The organism is Rahnella sp. EDr1-12 (assembly GCF_049206505.1).
GTDB classification, from domain to species: domain Bacteria; phylum Pseudomonadota; class Gammaproteobacteria; order Enterobacterales; family Enterobacteriaceae; genus Rahnella; species Rahnella rivi.
In genome coordinates this window covers 43960-58473 of record NZ_JBLZNY010000011.1, presented here as the reverse complement: position 1 = coordinate 58473, position 14514 = coordinate 43960, and the positions used below count along the sequence as shown (strand labels likewise).

The window sequence follows — 14514 nt, the reverse complement described above, 5'->3', positions numbered from 1 at the left end:
TAATATTCCTCTCTATAGTACTCTTAAAGCCGACTTTATCGCTCATCATCTCCGGCTGGCACTTAGAGACTACAAATAACAAAAGTTACTTTTGGCACAAATGCATGATGTGGTGGTATGTCCGCTCCTCGCTCATAGCAGACCTTACTAACTTCATTTTAAGCTCATGCGCGGGGAGCAGGTCAGAGGAACTTCAATTACGCCTTAAATTAGTAATGCCTTGTGTGGTAAGGCCTCAGTTGGTGATCGACTATTGTTCAGAGTACTCAGACCCTTGGAGCCGTGTTTCCCCCTCAAAAATGATCCACATTTTGCCCAAAACGCTAGGATTTGATGGGATTTATACAGTCTCGTACTACGGTATCTATTCCCGAAGATCTAGGCGGCTCGAGGCCTGAAGAGGTTCTCCTTATTCCATTCTGGAACTAATCATTCCTTTTCGTCATTTCAGATCAATTATTGCCTGCACGTATAGTCGGGATATTCATTCTGGTTATCAATTAAGGCTTTTGTGGACTATCTACCAATATTTGCCGACCTCAAACAACGCCCGGTACTGGTGGTGGGAGGGGGCGAAGTCGCTGCTCGCAAAATCGATCTTCTCCTGCGTGCGGGCGCGCAAGTCCGGATAGTCGCGCAGGCACTTTCCTCTGAGCTGGAACAACGCAGACAGGCCGCGGAAGTCAGCTGGCTGGCGCAGGCTTTTCTGCCGGAACAGCTTGATGATGTGTTTCTGGTGATTGCAGCCACCGACGATGCGGCGCTGAACGCGGAAGTGTTTGAGCAGGCCAATCAGCGCCACGTCCTGGCGAATGTGGTCGACGATCAGCCGAAGTGCTCCTTTATTTTCCCCTCGATTGTCGATCGCTCGCCGATTGTTGTCGCGATTTCCTCCAGCGGTAAAGCGCCGGTGCTCGCCAGAATGCTGCGAGAGAAGCTGGAAACCTTACTGCCCACCAGCCTGGGGCAAATGGCCGATATTGCCGGTCGCTGGCGTGAGAATGTGAAAACGCAGTTCACTTCGATGCGCGCCCGCCGGCGTTTCTGGGAACAGGCGTTTGCCGGACGTTTTGCCAGCCTCGCTTCTGCGGGAAAGCTCGCAGAAGCGGAGCAGGCGCTGCAACAGCAGCTGGAAAACGCGGAAGACATCTCGCAGGGCGGAAATGTCACGCTGGTCGGCGCAGGGCCGGGTGATGCAGGATTACTCACCCTGCGCGGGCTGCAGGTGATGCAGCAGGCCGACGTGGTGCTTTACGACCATCTGGTCAGCGAAGAAGTGCTGGATTTAGTCCGTCGTGATGCTGACAAAATTTGTGTCGGTAAACGTGCGGGCAGCCATTCTGTCGCGCAGGAAGAAACCAATCGTCTGCTGGTCGAACTGGCGCAGCAGGGGAAAAAAGTCGTACGCCTTAAAGGCGGTGACCCGTTTATTTTCGGGCGCGGCGGCGAAGAATTACAGGCGGTGCAGGCGGCGGGAATTCCATTCCAGGTGGTACCCGGCGTGACAGCCGCCGCAGGCGCCACGGCCTATGCCGGGATCCCGCTGACTCACCGTGATCATGCGCAGAGCGTGGTTTTCGTGACCGGGCATTGCCGCCCGGAAGACGACGGCGTGCAGTGGGAAACCCTCGCCAAAGACAAACAGACCGTGGCGATTTACATGGGCACGCTCAAAGCGGCTGAAATCAGCCAGCAACTGATTGCTCATGGACGCGCAGCGACAACTCCCGTTGCGGTGATCGGACGGGGAACGCGTGCGGATCAGCAGGTGCTGACCGGCACGCTCGATAATCTTGAACATCTGGCTCAACAGGCGCCGACACCGGCGTTGCTGGTGATTGGTGAAGTGGTCGCACTTCATCAGCAACTGGCGTGGTTTGGGCATCATCCTGAGACTGACGGCACTCAACGCCCGTCGGTTGTGAATTTGGCTTAAAGGATCTGTTATGGACGAAAAACGACTGACTCATTTGCGGCAACTGGAAGCGGAGAGTATCCATATCATCCGTGAAGTGGCTGCTGAATTCGCCAACCCGGTGATGATGTATTCCATCGGGAAAGATTCCTCGGTCATGCTGCATCTGGCACGCAAAGCCTTCTTCCCCGGCACGCTGCCGTTCCCATTATTGCATGTGGATACCGGCTGGAAATTCCGCGAAATGTACGATTTCCGTGACCGTACGGCAAAGAATTACGGCTTTGAACTGATTGTGCATAAAAATCCGGAAGGCGTGGCAATGGGCATCAATCCGTTTGTCCACGGCAGCGCCAAACATACTGACATCATGAAAACCGAAGGGTTGAAACAGGCACTGAGTAAACACGGCTTTGATGCGGCTTTCGGCGGCGCGCGCCGTGACGAAGAGAAATCCCGTGCCAAAGAGCGTATCTACTCCTTCCGTGACCGTTTCCACCGCTGGGATCCTAAAAACCAGCGCCCTGAGCTGTGGCACAACTACAACGGCCAGATTAACAAAGGCGAAAGCATTCGTGTTTTCCCGCTCTCCAACTGGACTGAGTTGGATATCTGGCAGTACATCTATCTGGAAAACATCGAGATTGTTCCCCTGTATCTGGCCGCGCCGCGTCCGGTACTGGAGCGCGACGGTATGCTGCTGATGGTGGATGACGACCGTATTGATCTGCAACCGGGCGAAGTGATTGAGAAGAAGATGGTGCGTTTCCGTACGCTGGGCTGCTGGCCGCTGACCGGTGCCGTTGAATCTGAAGCGCAAACGCTGCCGGAGATCATCGAAGAGATGTTGGTATCAACGACCAGTGAACGACAAGGACGCGCCATCGACCGCGATCAGGCCGGTTCGATGGAAATGAAAAAGCGTCAAGGGTACTTCTGAGGAGCCGCAGCTAATGAATAACGCAATTGCACAACAAATCGCGGAGCAGGGCGGTGTCGAAGCTTACCTGCACGCTCAGCAACACAAAAGCCTGCTGCGCTTCCTGACCTGCGGCAGCGTCGATGATGGCAAAAGTACGCTGATCGGGCGACTGCTGCACGACACCCGTCAGATTTACGAAGATCAGCTGTCGTCGCTGCATAACGACAGTAAGCGTCACGGGACGCAGGGCGAGAAAATCGATCTGGCATTGCTGGTGGACGGCTTACAGGCTGAACGCGAGCAGGGCATCACTATCGATGTCGCGTACCGTTACTTCTCCACCGAGAAACGTAAGTTCATCATCGCTGATACGCCGGGGCATGAGCAGTATACGCGTAACATGGCCACAGGCGCCTCGACCTGCGATCTGGCTATTCTGCTGATTGACGCCCGTAAAGGCGTGCTGGATCAAACCCGTCGCCACAGCTTCATCGCCACGTTGCTCGGGATCCGCCATCTGGTTGTGGCCGTGAACAAAATGGATCTGGTGGAGTACAGCGAGAGCGTATTCGAACAATTTAAACAGGATTATCTGGATTTCGCTCAGCAGTTGCCGACCGATCTGGATATCAAGTTTGTGCCACTTTCCGCACTGGAAGGCGACAACGTTGCCACGCCTAGCGACAAAATGAGCTGGTATACCGGCCCGACGCTGCTCGATGTGCTGGAAACCGTCAACATCATCAATATCCGCGAACAGCAACCGATGCGTTTCCCGGTGCAGTATGTAAACCGTCCTAACCTCGATTTCCGCGGGTATGCCGGTACGCTGGCATCCGGTTCCATTCGTGTCGGGCAGAAAGTGAAAGTGCTGCCCTCCGGTGTGGAATCAACCGTGGCGCGTATCGTCACTTTCGACGGTGATTTGCAGGAAGCCTGGGCGGGCGAAGCCATTACGCTGGTGCTGGCCGATGAGCGGGATATCAGCCGTGGCGATATGCTGGTGGATGCGAATGAAACCGTGAAGTCAGTACAGAATGCCAAAGTTGACGTGGTCTGGATGGCGGAGCAGCCACTGAGCGTCGGCCAGAGCTATGACATCAAAGTGGGCGGCAAGAAAGCCCGCGCACGTGTAGAAAATATCGACTATCAGGTCGAGATCAATTCCCTGACACAGCGCGTCGTGGAAACACTGCCGCTCAACGGTATTGGTCTGGTGGAACTGGCCTTTGATGAACCGCTGGTGCTGGATAATTATCAGAGCAATGCGGTCACCGGAGGCATCATTTTCATCGACCGCCTGACCAATGTGACCGTCGGTGCCGGTCTGGTACGTGAAGCGCTCGAACAGGTTTATCAGGAGTCCGATAAATACAGCGCATTTGAGCTGGAGCTGAACATCCTGGTTCGCCGCCACTTCCCGCACTGGGGCGCCCGCGACCTGCTGGGTGGCAAATAAGATGGCGTCACCGGATAGCCTTTCACTGAAAGATGACAATGTTGTCTGGCATCCGCACGCCGTTACGCGTGCGGATCGTGAAAAACAGCACGGTCATCGCGGGGCGGTCTTGTGGTTTACCGGGCTTTCGGGTTCGGGGAAATCCACGGTGGCCGGGGCGCTGGAGCAGGCGCTCCATGCCCTTGGCGTCAGCACCTATTTGCTCGATGGTGACAATGTGCGCCACGGGCTTTGCCGCGATCTGGGTTTTACCGATGACGATCGCCGTGAAAACATCCGCCGTGTGGGTGAAGTCGCCAAACTGATGGTAGATGCCGGGCAGGTGGTGCTTACCGCCTTTATCTCGCCGCATCGTGCCGAGCGTGACATGGTGCGCGAGTTGCTGGAAGACGGGCAGTTTATCGAAGTGTTTGTCGATACGCCGCTGGCCGTCTGCGAAGCGCGTGATCCGAAAGGGTTGTATAAAAAAGCGCGTGCCGGTGAGTTGAAAAACTTCACCGGTATCGATTCAGAATATCAGCCGCCAGAAGCGCCGGATGTGCATCTTGAAGGTGAACAATTGGTAACACATTTGGTTCCCCAATTATTAGATGTGATGCGCCGTCGCGGTATTATCAATCCCTGAATGTTGCCGGCCAAACGCCAGAGAGCGTGCCGGTTTACACTGAACACAGGGATCATCTATGCAGGCTTTATTCAGCAGACTGGTCAGCCGGATCTGGGTTGATCGTATCAGGGGAGACAACGCCCCGGTACCCCGGCTAGCGCAGACCTCAGACGGCGCAGAAAACGAAGATCCCTCTTACTCCATGCAGGGTGGATTTATCGGGTTCGTCTGTTACTGGCTGGCGCTGGCGATCCCTTTTTGGGTATATGGCTCCAACACTCTGTTTTTTCTCCTCTATACCTGGCCCTTCTTTCTGGCACTGATGCCGGTGTCGGTACTTATCGGTATCGCTTTCAGTATGCTTTTTCGTGGCGGATGGCTCATCACACCCGCAGCCACCGGTATTTGCGTGATTGGAATGTTCTGGACCGTCTTCTCGTTTTTATCCGGCTGGTAACAGCAATGACCGCCTGGTGACAGCAATAAAGAGTACAAACCGGATCCTGTGAGGATCCTTTTTTGCGGCGTTTTACTGGCGATTTTCCCGGCAATTCTTTTCCACGATGTAAGCCATTGTGTCATTCTCACCCATTATTGCGTGTGTAAGTCTGATTCTCACCGGCATTTATCCCGCCATAGTGGAGTCAGAAGGAAAGTTGTGGGATGATTGCCCGGCTTTTTTAGGGGGCGGGGATGGGCAAACTCACACTGCTGTTACTGATTTTACTTGGCTGGTTACAGTATTCACTGTGGCTGGGCAAGAATGGTATTCATGATTACGTTCGTGTTAACGATGACGTTGAAGTGCAACAAGCCAACAACGGCAAACTGAAATCACGTAACGATCAACTTTTCGCAGAAATCGACGATTTAAACGGCGGTCAGGAAGCGATTGAAGAACGCGCACGCAACGAACTGGGCATGTTAAAACCCGGCGAGACTTTCTATCGTCTGGTGCCAGACAATAAACGTGCTCCGGGCAGCAATGTTTCGCAAAATAATTCGAATCCATAGCCATGAGCCACACCGCAGTTTCCCTTCCGAAGGTCATTGCCGTTTTACCTGCTGCCGGGATCGGCAGCCGTATGCAGGCAGAATGCCCTAAGCAATACCTTTCTATCGGCGGTAAAACGCTGATAGAACATTCGATCCGCGCTTTATTGCACAACGACCAGGTCACTAAGGTGATCGTGGCGCTTAGCCCGCATGACACTCAGTTTGCGCAGTTGCCTGTTGCCTGCGACCCCCGGATTCAGGTGGTGACCGGCGGCGGCGAGCGTGCAGAATCTGTGATGGCAGGTCTTGATGCGGCGGGTTCCCACGGCTGGGTTTTAGTGCACGATGCTGCCCGCCCGTGTTTGCACCCGGATGATCTGAAAAATCTGCTGGCGATCTCCGCAACCAGTAAAACCGGCGGGATCCTCGCCGCACCGGTGCGCGATACCATGAAACGCGGTGAAACCGGCAGGCAGGCCATTGCCCATACTGTTGACCGGCAAGATCTCTGGCATGCGCTGACGCCACAATTTTTCCCTCTCGAATTACTGAAAATCTGCCTGCGCCGTGCGCTGAATGAAGGTGCCGTGGTCACAGATGAAGCTTCTGCAATGGAATATTGTGGTTATCATCCTGTGTTGATCCCGGCGCGGGCCGATAATATTAAAGTCACCAGGCCGGAAGATCTGGCGCTGGCTGAATTCTTTTTAACCCGCATATCCCACGAGGAGAACGCATAATGCGTATCGGTCACGGTTTTGATGTTCATAAGTTTGGCGGCGAAGGCCCGCTGGTGATCGGCGGTGTGCGTATTCCTTATCCGCAAGGTTTGCTGGCACATTCCGACGGCGATGTTGCATTGCATGCCGCCACTGATGCCCTGCTCGGCGCTGCTGCGCTGGGGGATATCGGTAAATTGTTCCCGGACACCGACCCGGCTTATAAAGGCGCGGACAGCCGCGAGCTGCTGCGCGAGGCTTACCGCCGCATTCGTGCAAAAGGTTACAAGCTGGGCAATCTGGATATCACCCTCATTGCTCAGGCACCTAAAATGGCACCGCATATCCCGCAGATGCGCGTATTTCTTGCCGAAGATTTACAGTGCCACATGGATGATGTGAACGTGAAAGCGACCACCACCGAACAGCTGGGCTTTACCGGCCGTGGCGAAGGTATCGCCTGCGAAGCCGTTGCCCTGCTGATTAAGGAATGATGTTGTGGAAGATTACCGCATGATAGATATGTCCCGTCTCACCTGGTTACTGGGCGAGCCCGTCGCCACCGGCCAGCTGAAAGCCAATCCGGAAGACTTTATTGTCGAAGAAGATCTGGGCTTTGAGCCGGACGGCGAGGGTGAACATCTGTTAGTGCGGATCCGCAAAAACGGCTGTAATACACAGTTTGTTGCCGAACAGCTGGCGCGTTTTGCCAAAGTGCATCCGCGTGATGTCAGCTATGCCGGTTTGAAAGATCGTCATGCAGTCACTGAACAGTGGTTTTGCCTGCATTTGCCGGGCAAAGCCGATCCTGATTTAAGTCAGTTCAATCTCGAAGGTTGCGAAGTGATCCGCGCCTCACGCCATCGTAAAAAGATGCGTATCGGTACACTGAAAGGCAACGCGTTTACGCTGGTGCTTCGTCAGATAAGTGATATCGCCGATGTTGAAGCGCGTCTGGAAAAAATTACCCAATGCGGCGTGCCGAACTATTTCGGTACTCAGCGCTTTGGTCGCGGCGGCAATAATCTGGTGCAGGCGAAACGCTGGGCGACTAACGAAGCCCGTCCAAAAGAACGTGCCAAACGCAGTTTCTATCTTTCAGCCAGCCGCAGTGCCTTGTTCAACATTATTGCCAGTCAGCGACTGGCTGATAACACCGTTCGTCAGGCAATGCCTGGCGATGCGTTACAACTTAGCGGTCGCGGCAGCTGGTTTGTCGCGAAGGCCGACGAGTTCGACTCCATTCAACCGCGCGTGGAAAACGCAGAGCTGCTGGTGACGGCGCCTTTGCCCGGAGATGGCCCGCTGGGTACGCTGGAAGACGCTGAAAAATTTGAGCTGGCTTGCCTGAGTGAACAGGCTGATTTACTGTCGTTACTTAAACGCGAAAGAGTCGAGCCTGCACGTCGCGCCATCATGCTGTTGCCCTTGCATCTTAACTGGCAGCGCTGGGATGACGTCACTCTGGAACTCAAATTCTGGCTACCGGCCGGCAGTTACGCCACGAGCGTCGTGCGCGAGCTGATGAATCTGGATGAAAGCAATGCGGATATTACTGAGTAACGACGACGGTATTCTGGCTCCCGGCATTCAGGCGCTGGCGTCCGCGCTGCGTGAGTTTGCTGATGTGAAGCTGGTGGCCCCTGACCGTAACCGCAGCGGCGCATCCAATGCGCTAACGCTGGACGGCCCGTTACGCATTCAGTCCTATCCCAACGGCGATACCGCCGTGATTAACGGCACGCCCACCGATTGCGTGTATCTCGGTGTGAACACCCTGATGCGTCCGCGTCCGGACATCGTGGTATCGGGTATTAATGCCGGGCCAAATCTTGGCGATGACGTGATCTACTCCGGTACGGTGGCGGCGGCCATGGAAGGGCGCCATCTGGGCTTTCCTGCGCTGGCGGTATCACTCGACGGACATCAGCATTATGACACCGCGGCTATCATCACCTGTCGCATTCTCAGGGCGCTGGCCCGCGAGCCATTACGTACTGGCAAAATTCTGAATATTAACGTGCCTGATCTGCCTTTATCCGAGATCAAAGGCATCCGCGTGACCCGATGTGGTAGCCGACATCCGGCCGAAAAGGTATTTTGTCAGCAGGATCCCCGCGGGCAGGATATGTACTGGATCGGCCCGCCTGGCGATAAGTTTGATGTTGCCGCTGACACAGATTTTGCTGCTGTTGCACAAGGTTACGTTTCAGTCACGCCTCTTCAGGTAGATTTAACCGCCTATGCGGCTCAGGATGTCGTAGTCTCATGGTTGGAAAGAGCCGGGGTGAGCGCGAATGGTGAATAAGCCAATGTATAACCTGCTGGAACAGTTGCGGCAGCAGGGCATTCATGATGAGAAACTGCTGCATGCCATTGAGGCGGTGCCGCGTGAGCGCTTTGTGGATGAGGCGTTCCAGCATAAAGCCTATGAAAATACAGCGCTGCCGATTGGCTCCGGCCAGACCATCTCCCAGCCTTATACCGTGGCGAGAATGACTGAACTGCTGCGCCTTGAGCCTTCTTCGCGGGTGCTTGAGATAGGCACCGGTTCCGGTTATCAGACCGCGATTCTGGCCCATCTGGTAGAGCATGTCTTTTCGGTTGAACGGATTAAAGGGTTGCAGTGGCAGGCCAAAAGACGCCTCAAGCAACTTGATTTGCATAATGTCTCAACGCGTCACGGAGATGGCTGGCTGGGCTGGCCTTCGCGTGGGCCGTTCGACGCCATCATTGTCACCGCTGCTCCTCCTGAAATTCCCCAAGACCTGCTGAAACAACTCGATGACGGCGGGGTGATGATTCTGCCTGTCGGCGAAGAGAATCAGATCCTGCAACGTATCACCCGCCGCGGTGATGAGTTCACTGCCGAGACGATTGAAGCTGTTCGCTTTGTCCCGCTGGTGAAAGGCGAACTGGCCTGATTCAGACATCCGGCAGGACTAACCCCTTAAAATTTAAATACAACTGTTATATGGTGCTGTACTGGCTATGTTGATAGCATCCACTACAGTTTTTTATGGCACGGCGCATTCAGGAATTGACCTGAGTGGGCGTGTTGCCTGCCCGCACGGTATGACATGATACGAGAAGCGCCATCTGGCGCGGTGTGCGAGGTTAAAGCGTTATTCTGAGATTGCCGTAACGGGGGAAATATGAGCACGGGAAGCCCAATAAAAACACTAAGCCGCATTGCGGTCTGTACGTTTATCAGTGCCTGGATGGCGGGATGTTCGAACAATTCAACCACATCCGCACCCATCAGTAGTGTCAATGGCGGCGGCGGTGGTAGTCAGAATACTCCGAATTCAGCGACGCCAAATGCTCCTGCGGTCGCCCCCGGTGGACGCATTGTGTACAACCGTAGCTACAACGCTATCCCTAAAGGCAGCTACAGTGGCAGCACGTATCAGGTGAAGCGTGGCGACACCCTTTTTTACATCGCCTGGATCACCGGCAACGACTTCCGGGACCTTGCTGCGCGTAACAATATCGCCGCGCCCTACAGCCTGGAAGTTGGTCAAAATATCCAGATAAATAACGTCTCTTCTGCTGCCAGCACGGGGGGAACTTTAGCCGCTACAGACGCAACTTCTGGCGGTGTTCCTAAAGTGCCGACAGGCGGAATGCTCACAGGTTCTGTGGTTGCATCTCAACCAACTACCACGTATTCTGAATCTTCTGGTAAACAGAATGTAGGTAAGATGTTGCCTTCATCAGGTGCAGTTACCACAACCACACCTGTTGCCGTAGCCAGCACTCCCGTCGCCACTCCAGCAAATAATGGCGGTCCGGTTTCCACATGGAAATGGCCGACCGACGGGAAAATTATCGATAATTTCTCTGCTTCTGAAGGGGGAAATAAGGGGATCGATATTGCAGGTTCGCGCGGACAGTCTGTCGTCGCCACCGCCTCGGGGCGTGTAGTGTACGCAGGCAATGCTCTTCGCGGTTACGGTAATCTAATCATCATCAAACACAATGATGATTACCTGAGCGCCTATGCACATAACGATACAATGCTGGTCCGGGAACAACAAGAAGTGCAGGCGGGACAAAAAATAGCGACTATGGGTAGCACCGGAACCAGTTCAGTAAGATTGCATTTTGAAATTCGTTACAAGGGGAAATCCGTAAACCCGCTGCGTTATCTTCCGCAGCGATAACTCGGGCAGAGTCTTAAATTCTGCCCTCGGGACCACGGGTAGGAGCAGCTTATGAGTCAGAATACGCTGAAAGTTAACGAGTTACATGATGATGTAGATTTCGATGAGAACAGCGCTGAAGCCTTTGACGAGAAAGCCACAGTCGAAGAGACTGCCGATAACGACGCTGAAGAAGAGTTGTTGTCGCAGACTGTAAGCCAACGAGTGCTGGACGCAACTCAACTGTACCTTGGTGAGATCGGTTATTCCCCTCTGCTTACGGCAGAAGAGGAAGTTTATTTTGCAAGACGTGCGCTGCGTGGAGATGTTCCTTCGCGTCGCCGTATGATTGAAAGTAACCTGCGTTTGGTGGTTAAAATTGCCCGCCGCTACAGTAATCGCGGTCTGGCACTGCTGGATTTGATCGAGGAAGGTAACCTGGGTCTGATCCGTGCGGTTGAAAAATTTGACCCTGAGCGTGGATTCCGTTTTTCTACCTATGCGACATGGTGGATACGTCAGACCATTGAACGGGCGATCATGAATCAAACCCGTACCATTCGTTTGCCGATTCACATCGTGAAGGAACTGAACGTTTACCTGCGTACTGCACGTGAACTTGCGCATAAACTTGACCATGAGCCGAGCGCTGAAGAGATTGCAGAGCAACTCGACAAGCCGGTACATGACGTCAGCCGTATGTTGCGCCTGAATGAGCGTATTACCTCTGTTGATACCCCGTTGGGTGGTGACTCGGAGAAAGCGCTGTTAGACATTCTGGCGGATGAGAAAGACAACGGCCCGGAAGACACCACGCAAGACGACGATATGAAACAGAGTATCGTGAAGTGGTTATTCGAGTTGAATGCAAAACAGCGTGAAGTGCTGGCGCGTCGTTTCGGCCTGTTAGGTTATGAAGCTGCAACGCTGGAAGATGTAGGTCGCGAAATTGGCCTGACACGTGAACGTGTTCGTCAGATTCAGGTAGAAGGTTTGCGTCGCCTGCGTGAGATTTTGCAGGGGCAGGGGCTGAGCATCGAAGCTTTGTTCCGTGAGTAATTCGTTCGGCGAATCATTTACTTTTTAGGCAATACAGCATCAGATTTTGCATCAAAAAAACGGCGGGTTAATCTCCGCCGTTTTTTATTTCTGTCATTTCATTGGCGTTCTGCCGCTTCTACACCAACTCTTTCAAACGATAAATCCATTCCAGCGCCTGCCGTGGTGATAACGAATCCACATCAAGGGCTTCCAGCGCTTCAACTGCCGGTGAGACTTCCTCCGTCAGCAGCGTCAGCTGCGGGCCATCCACTTTGCTGGCGGCGGCGTTATTAGATAACGTTTCCAGCTCTTTCAGTTTTTGGCGTGCGCGCTTAATCACATCGCGCGGGACACCGGCCAGTGCGGCTACGGCCAGGCCATAGCTTTTACTTGCCGCACCGTCCTGCACGCTGTGCATAAAGGCAATGGTATCGCCATGTTCGATAGCATCCAGATGAACATTCACCGTGCCTTCCATTTTTTCCGGCAGCGTGGTCAGCTCGAAGTAATGGGTGGCGAACAGCGTCATGGCTTTTATGCGGCTGGCCAGATTCTCGGCACATGCCCAGGCCAGTGACAGGCCGTCGTAAGTAGAGGTACCGCGGCCGATTTCATCCATCAGCACAAGACTGTTTTCAGTGGCGTTATGCAGGATATTAGCCGTTTCGGTCATTTCCACCATGAAGGTTGAACGGCCTGACGCCAGATCGTCCGCAGCCCCCACGCGTGTAAAGATGCGATCCACAGGGCCAATCGTTGCCGACTCGGCGGGGACGTAGCTGCCAATATGTGCCATCAGAACAATCAGCGCCGCCTGACGCATGTAGGTACTTTTACCGCCCATGTTGGGGCCGGTGATGATCAGCATACGTCGCGCCGGAGACATGTTCAGCGGGTTGGAGATAAAGGGTTCACTGAGCACCTGTTCAACGACCGGGTGACGTCCGCCGGTGATGTTGATCCCCGGTTTCTCGCTCATGGTCGGGCAGGCGTAATTCAGCGTGTAGGCACGTTCCGCCAGATTGCTCAGTACATCCAGCTCAGCCAGTGCACCGGCACTTTGCTGTAAAGCAAACAGATGCGGCATCAGCAGATCAAAAAGCTCTTCGTACAGCGCTTTTTCCAGCGACAGTGCTTTGCCTTTAGACGTGAGAACTTTATCTTCGTACTCTTTCAGTTCCGGAATGATGTAGCGTTCGGCATTTTTTAATGTCTGGCGGCGGACATAGTGGATCGGCACAAGATGGCTCTGACCCCGGCTTACCTGAATGTAATAACCGTGAACGCCATTAAAACCGACCTTCAGCGTATCCAGCCCCAGTTTTTCACGTTCGCGGATTTCGAGGCGATCGAGATAATCTGTTGCCCCGTCGGCCAGCGCACGCCATTCGTCCAGTTCAGCATTGTAGCCCGGTGCAATCACGCCACCATCACGAACCAGCACCGGAGGACTTTCGATCACTGCGCGTTCCAGCAGTTCCACCAGTTCTGTGAAGTCTCCGGTTTGCTCCACCAGCGTCTGAACATGCTGAGCGTGAGTTTCCTGCAAGATTGCCCGGATTTCCGGCAACTGCTGCAGGGCGTGTCGCATACGGGCCAGATCGCGCGGACGTGCGCTGCGCAGGGCGAGACGTGCCAGAATACGTTCCAGATCGCCGACCTGACGCAGAACGGGCTGTAAGTCCGCCGTGATATCCTGCAGCGCACTGATGGTCTGCTGACGGTTTGTCAGCAGCCGGATGTCGCGGCTCGGCATGTGGATCCAGCGTTTGAGCATACGGCTGCCCATTGGCGTCACGGCCTGATCCAGCACCGCTGCGAGAGTGTTCTCCACCCCACCGGCCAGGTTTTGCGTCAGTTCAAGATTTCGGCGCGTGGCCGCATCCATAATGATGCCATCCTGCTGGCGCTCCATGGTCACGCCGCGAATGTGGGGCAGGGCGGTGCGCTGGGTATCTTTCACATACTGCAGCAGACAACCGGCAGCGCGCAGAGCCTGAGCCGCCTGCTCGACGCCAAAACCGCTCAAATCGCGGGTACCGAATTGCAGATTCAGCTGCTGTTTAGCCGTTTCCAGCTCAAACTCCCACATAGGACGACGGCGCAGACCGCGGCGGGAAGAAATAAGCGACATGGCTTCAAAGCTTTCCGGATAGAGCAATTCTGCCGGATTGGTGCGTTGTAACTCAGCAGCCATTGTTTCCAGATCGTCCGGCTGGGCGACGCGAAAACGCCCGGAGCTGATGTCCAGCGTTGCGTAGCCGAAACCGCGCCCGTCCTGCCAGATAGCCGCCAGCAGGTTATCGTGGCGCTCGCTGAGTAATGCTTCATCACTGACCGTACCCGGTGTGACGATGCGTACTACTTTGCGGTCAACCGGCCCTTTGCTGAGTGCCGGATCGCCAATTTGTTCTGCGATAGCGACGGATTCACCCAGCTGCACCAGTTTCGCCAGATAGCCTTCTACCGCGTGATAAGGCACACCCGCCATAGGGATCGGCTCACCGGCAGAGGAACCGCGTTTGGTCAGCGAAATATCCATCAGCTGTGACGCACGTTTTGCATCGTCATAAAACAGTTCGTAAAAGTCGCCCATACGGTAAAACAGCAAAACTTCCGGGTTCTCTGCTTTAAGACGCAGGTATTGCTGCATCATTGGGGTGTGGGCTTCCAGTCCGCTCATTGTGTTATGCTTTTTATTGATTTCATT

Annotated in this window: 14 protein-coding genes; 13 read left to right on the top strand and 1 reads right to left on the bottom strand. The window is 54.3% G+C overall.

Translation table 11 applies throughout. The annotated features are described in order from the left end of the window. Window positions 1-511: 511 nt before the first annotated feature. The 13 genes from cysG to rpoS all read left to right on the top strand — a co-directional run bounded on the left by cysG (window position 512) and on the right by rpoS (window position 11822). Window positions 512-1936 (top strand): siroheme synthase CysG, encoded by a 1425-nt coding sequence (gene cysG / locus ACO0U8_RS23700; RefSeq protein WP_421671747.1) that lies wholly within the window; start codon window positions 512-514, stop codon window positions 1934-1936. 10 nt (window positions 1937-1946) lie between these two features. Continuing rightward, complete coding sequence (gene cysD / locus ACO0U8_RS23695; protein ID WP_056772835.1) at window positions 1947-2855, top strand: sulfate adenylyltransferase subunit CysD; 909 nt, start codon at window positions 1947-1949, stop codon at window positions 2853-2855. Between the two features lie 13 nt (window positions 2856-2868). Beyond that, window positions 2869-4296, top strand: coding sequence for a sulfate adenylyltransferase subunit CysN (gene cysN / locus ACO0U8_RS23690; RefSeq protein ID WP_421671746.1), 1428 nt, complete (start codon window positions 2869-2871; stop codon window positions 4294-4296). Between the two features lies 1 nt (window position 4297). Then, entirely contained in the window at window positions 4298-4921 is a 624-nt protein-coding gene (cysC, locus tag ACO0U8_RS23685; RefSeq protein ID WP_056772831.1) for an adenylyl-sulfate kinase, read from the top strand. Between the two features lie 58 nt (window positions 4922-4979). After that, window positions 4980-5360, top strand: a complete 381-nt coding sequence (locus ACO0U8_RS23680; protein ID WP_082465706.1) for a DUF3561 family protein — start codon at window positions 4980-4982, stop codon at window positions 5358-5360. Between the two features lie 236 nt (window positions 5361-5596). Continuing rightward, entirely contained in the window at window positions 5597-5917 is a 321-nt protein-coding gene (ftsB, locus tag ACO0U8_RS23675) for a cell division protein FtsB (protein WP_056772828.1), read from the top strand. Between the two features lie 2 nt (window positions 5918-5919). Next, complete coding sequence (ispD, locus tag ACO0U8_RS23670) at window positions 5920-6639, top strand: 2-C-methyl-D-erythritol 4-phosphate cytidylyltransferase (protein WP_056772824.1); 720 nt, start codon at window positions 5920-5922, stop codon at window positions 6637-6639. Next, a complete protein-coding gene (gene ispF / locus ACO0U8_RS23665; protein ID WP_136377443.1) occupies window positions 6639-7112 on the top strand; it encodes a 2-C-methyl-D-erythritol 2,4-cyclodiphosphate synthase in 474 nt (157 codons plus the stop codon). The genes ispD and ispF overlap by 1 nt, the downstream gene beginning before the upstream one ends. Window positions 7113-7134: 22 nt before the next feature. Next, window positions 7135-8181: a tRNA pseudouridine(13) synthase TruD gene (gene truD / locus ACO0U8_RS23660; protein ID WP_162997883.1), complete on the top strand. Its 1047-nt coding sequence runs from the start codon at window positions 7135-7137 to the stop codon at window positions 8179-8181. Then, window positions 8162-8926, top strand: a complete 765-nt coding sequence (surE, locus tag ACO0U8_RS23655; protein WP_122096432.1) for a 5'/3'-nucleotidase SurE — start codon at window positions 8162-8164, stop codon at window positions 8924-8926. The genes truD and surE overlap by 20 nt, the downstream gene beginning before the upstream one ends. Next, entirely contained in the window at window positions 8916-9542 is a 627-nt protein-coding gene (locus ACO0U8_RS23650) for a protein-L-isoaspartate(D-aspartate) O-methyltransferase (protein ID WP_056772817.1), read from the top strand. The genes surE and ACO0U8_RS23650 overlap by 11 nt, the downstream gene beginning before the upstream one ends. A 231-nt stretch (window positions 9543-9773) precedes the next feature. Next, window positions 9774-10784 carry a murein hydrolase activator NlpD gene (gene nlpD / locus ACO0U8_RS23645; RefSeq protein ID WP_122096431.1) on the top strand — a complete coding sequence of 337 codons (1011 nt, stop codon included), beginning with the start codon at window positions 9774-9776 and terminating at the stop codon, window positions 10782-10784. 51 nt (window positions 10785-10835) lie between these two features. Then, window positions 10836-11822, top strand: coding sequence for an RNA polymerase sigma factor RpoS (rpoS, locus tag ACO0U8_RS23640; protein ID WP_056772811.1), 987 nt, complete (start codon window positions 10836-10838; stop codon window positions 11820-11822). A 118-nt stretch (window positions 11823-11940) separates the two neighbouring features. On the opposite strand, the gene mutS is transcribed toward rpoS, so the two are convergent. Next, window positions 11941-14487, bottom strand: coding sequence for a DNA mismatch repair protein MutS (mutS, locus tag ACO0U8_RS23635; protein ID WP_421671745.1), 2547 nt, complete (start codon window positions 14485-14487; stop codon window positions 11941-11943). Window positions 14488-14514: the final 27 nt, after the last annotated feature.

Coding starts and splice junctions, on each gene's coding strand:
- cysC (WP_056772831.1), top strand. CDS start 4,298: ATGGCGTCACCGGATAGCCTTTCACTGAAAGATGACAATGTTGTCTGG.
- ispF (WP_136377443.1), top strand. CDS start 6,639: ATGCGTATCGGTCACGGTTTTGATGTTCATAAGTTTGGCGGCGAAGGC.
- ftsB (WP_056772828.1), top strand. CDS start 5,597: ATGGGCAAACTCACACTGCTGTTACTGATTTTACTTGGCTGGTTACAG.
- ACO0U8_RS23680 (WP_082465706.1), top strand. CDS start 4,980: ATGCAGGCTTTATTCAGCAGACTGGTCAGCCGGATCTGGGTTGATCGT.
- nlpD (WP_122096431.1), top strand. CDS start 9,774: ATGAGCACGGGAAGCCCAATAAAAACACTAAGCCGCATTGCGGTCTGT.
- rpoS (WP_056772811.1), top strand. CDS start 10,836: ATGAGTCAGAATACGCTGAAAGTTAACGAGTTACATGATGATGTAGAT.
- surE (WP_122096432.1), top strand. CDS start 8,162: ATGCGGATATTACTGAGTAACGACGACGGTATTCTGGCTCCCGGCATT.
- ispD (WP_056772824.1), top strand. CDS start 5,920: ATGAGCCACACCGCAGTTTCCCTTCCGAAGGTCATTGCCGTTTTACCT.
- ACO0U8_RS23650 (WP_056772817.1), top strand. CDS start 8,916: ATGGTGAATAAGCCAATGTATAACCTGCTGGAACAGTTGCGGCAGCAG.
- mutS (WP_421671745.1), bottom strand. CDS start 14,487: ATGAGCGGACTGGAAGCCCACACCCCAATGATGCAGCAATACCTGCGT.
- cysD (WP_056772835.1), top strand. CDS start 1,947: ATGGACGAAAAACGACTGACTCATTTGCGGCAACTGGAAGCGGAGAGT.
- cysN (WP_421671746.1), top strand. CDS start 2,869: ATGAATAACGCAATTGCACAACAAATCGCGGAGCAGGGCGGTGTCGAA.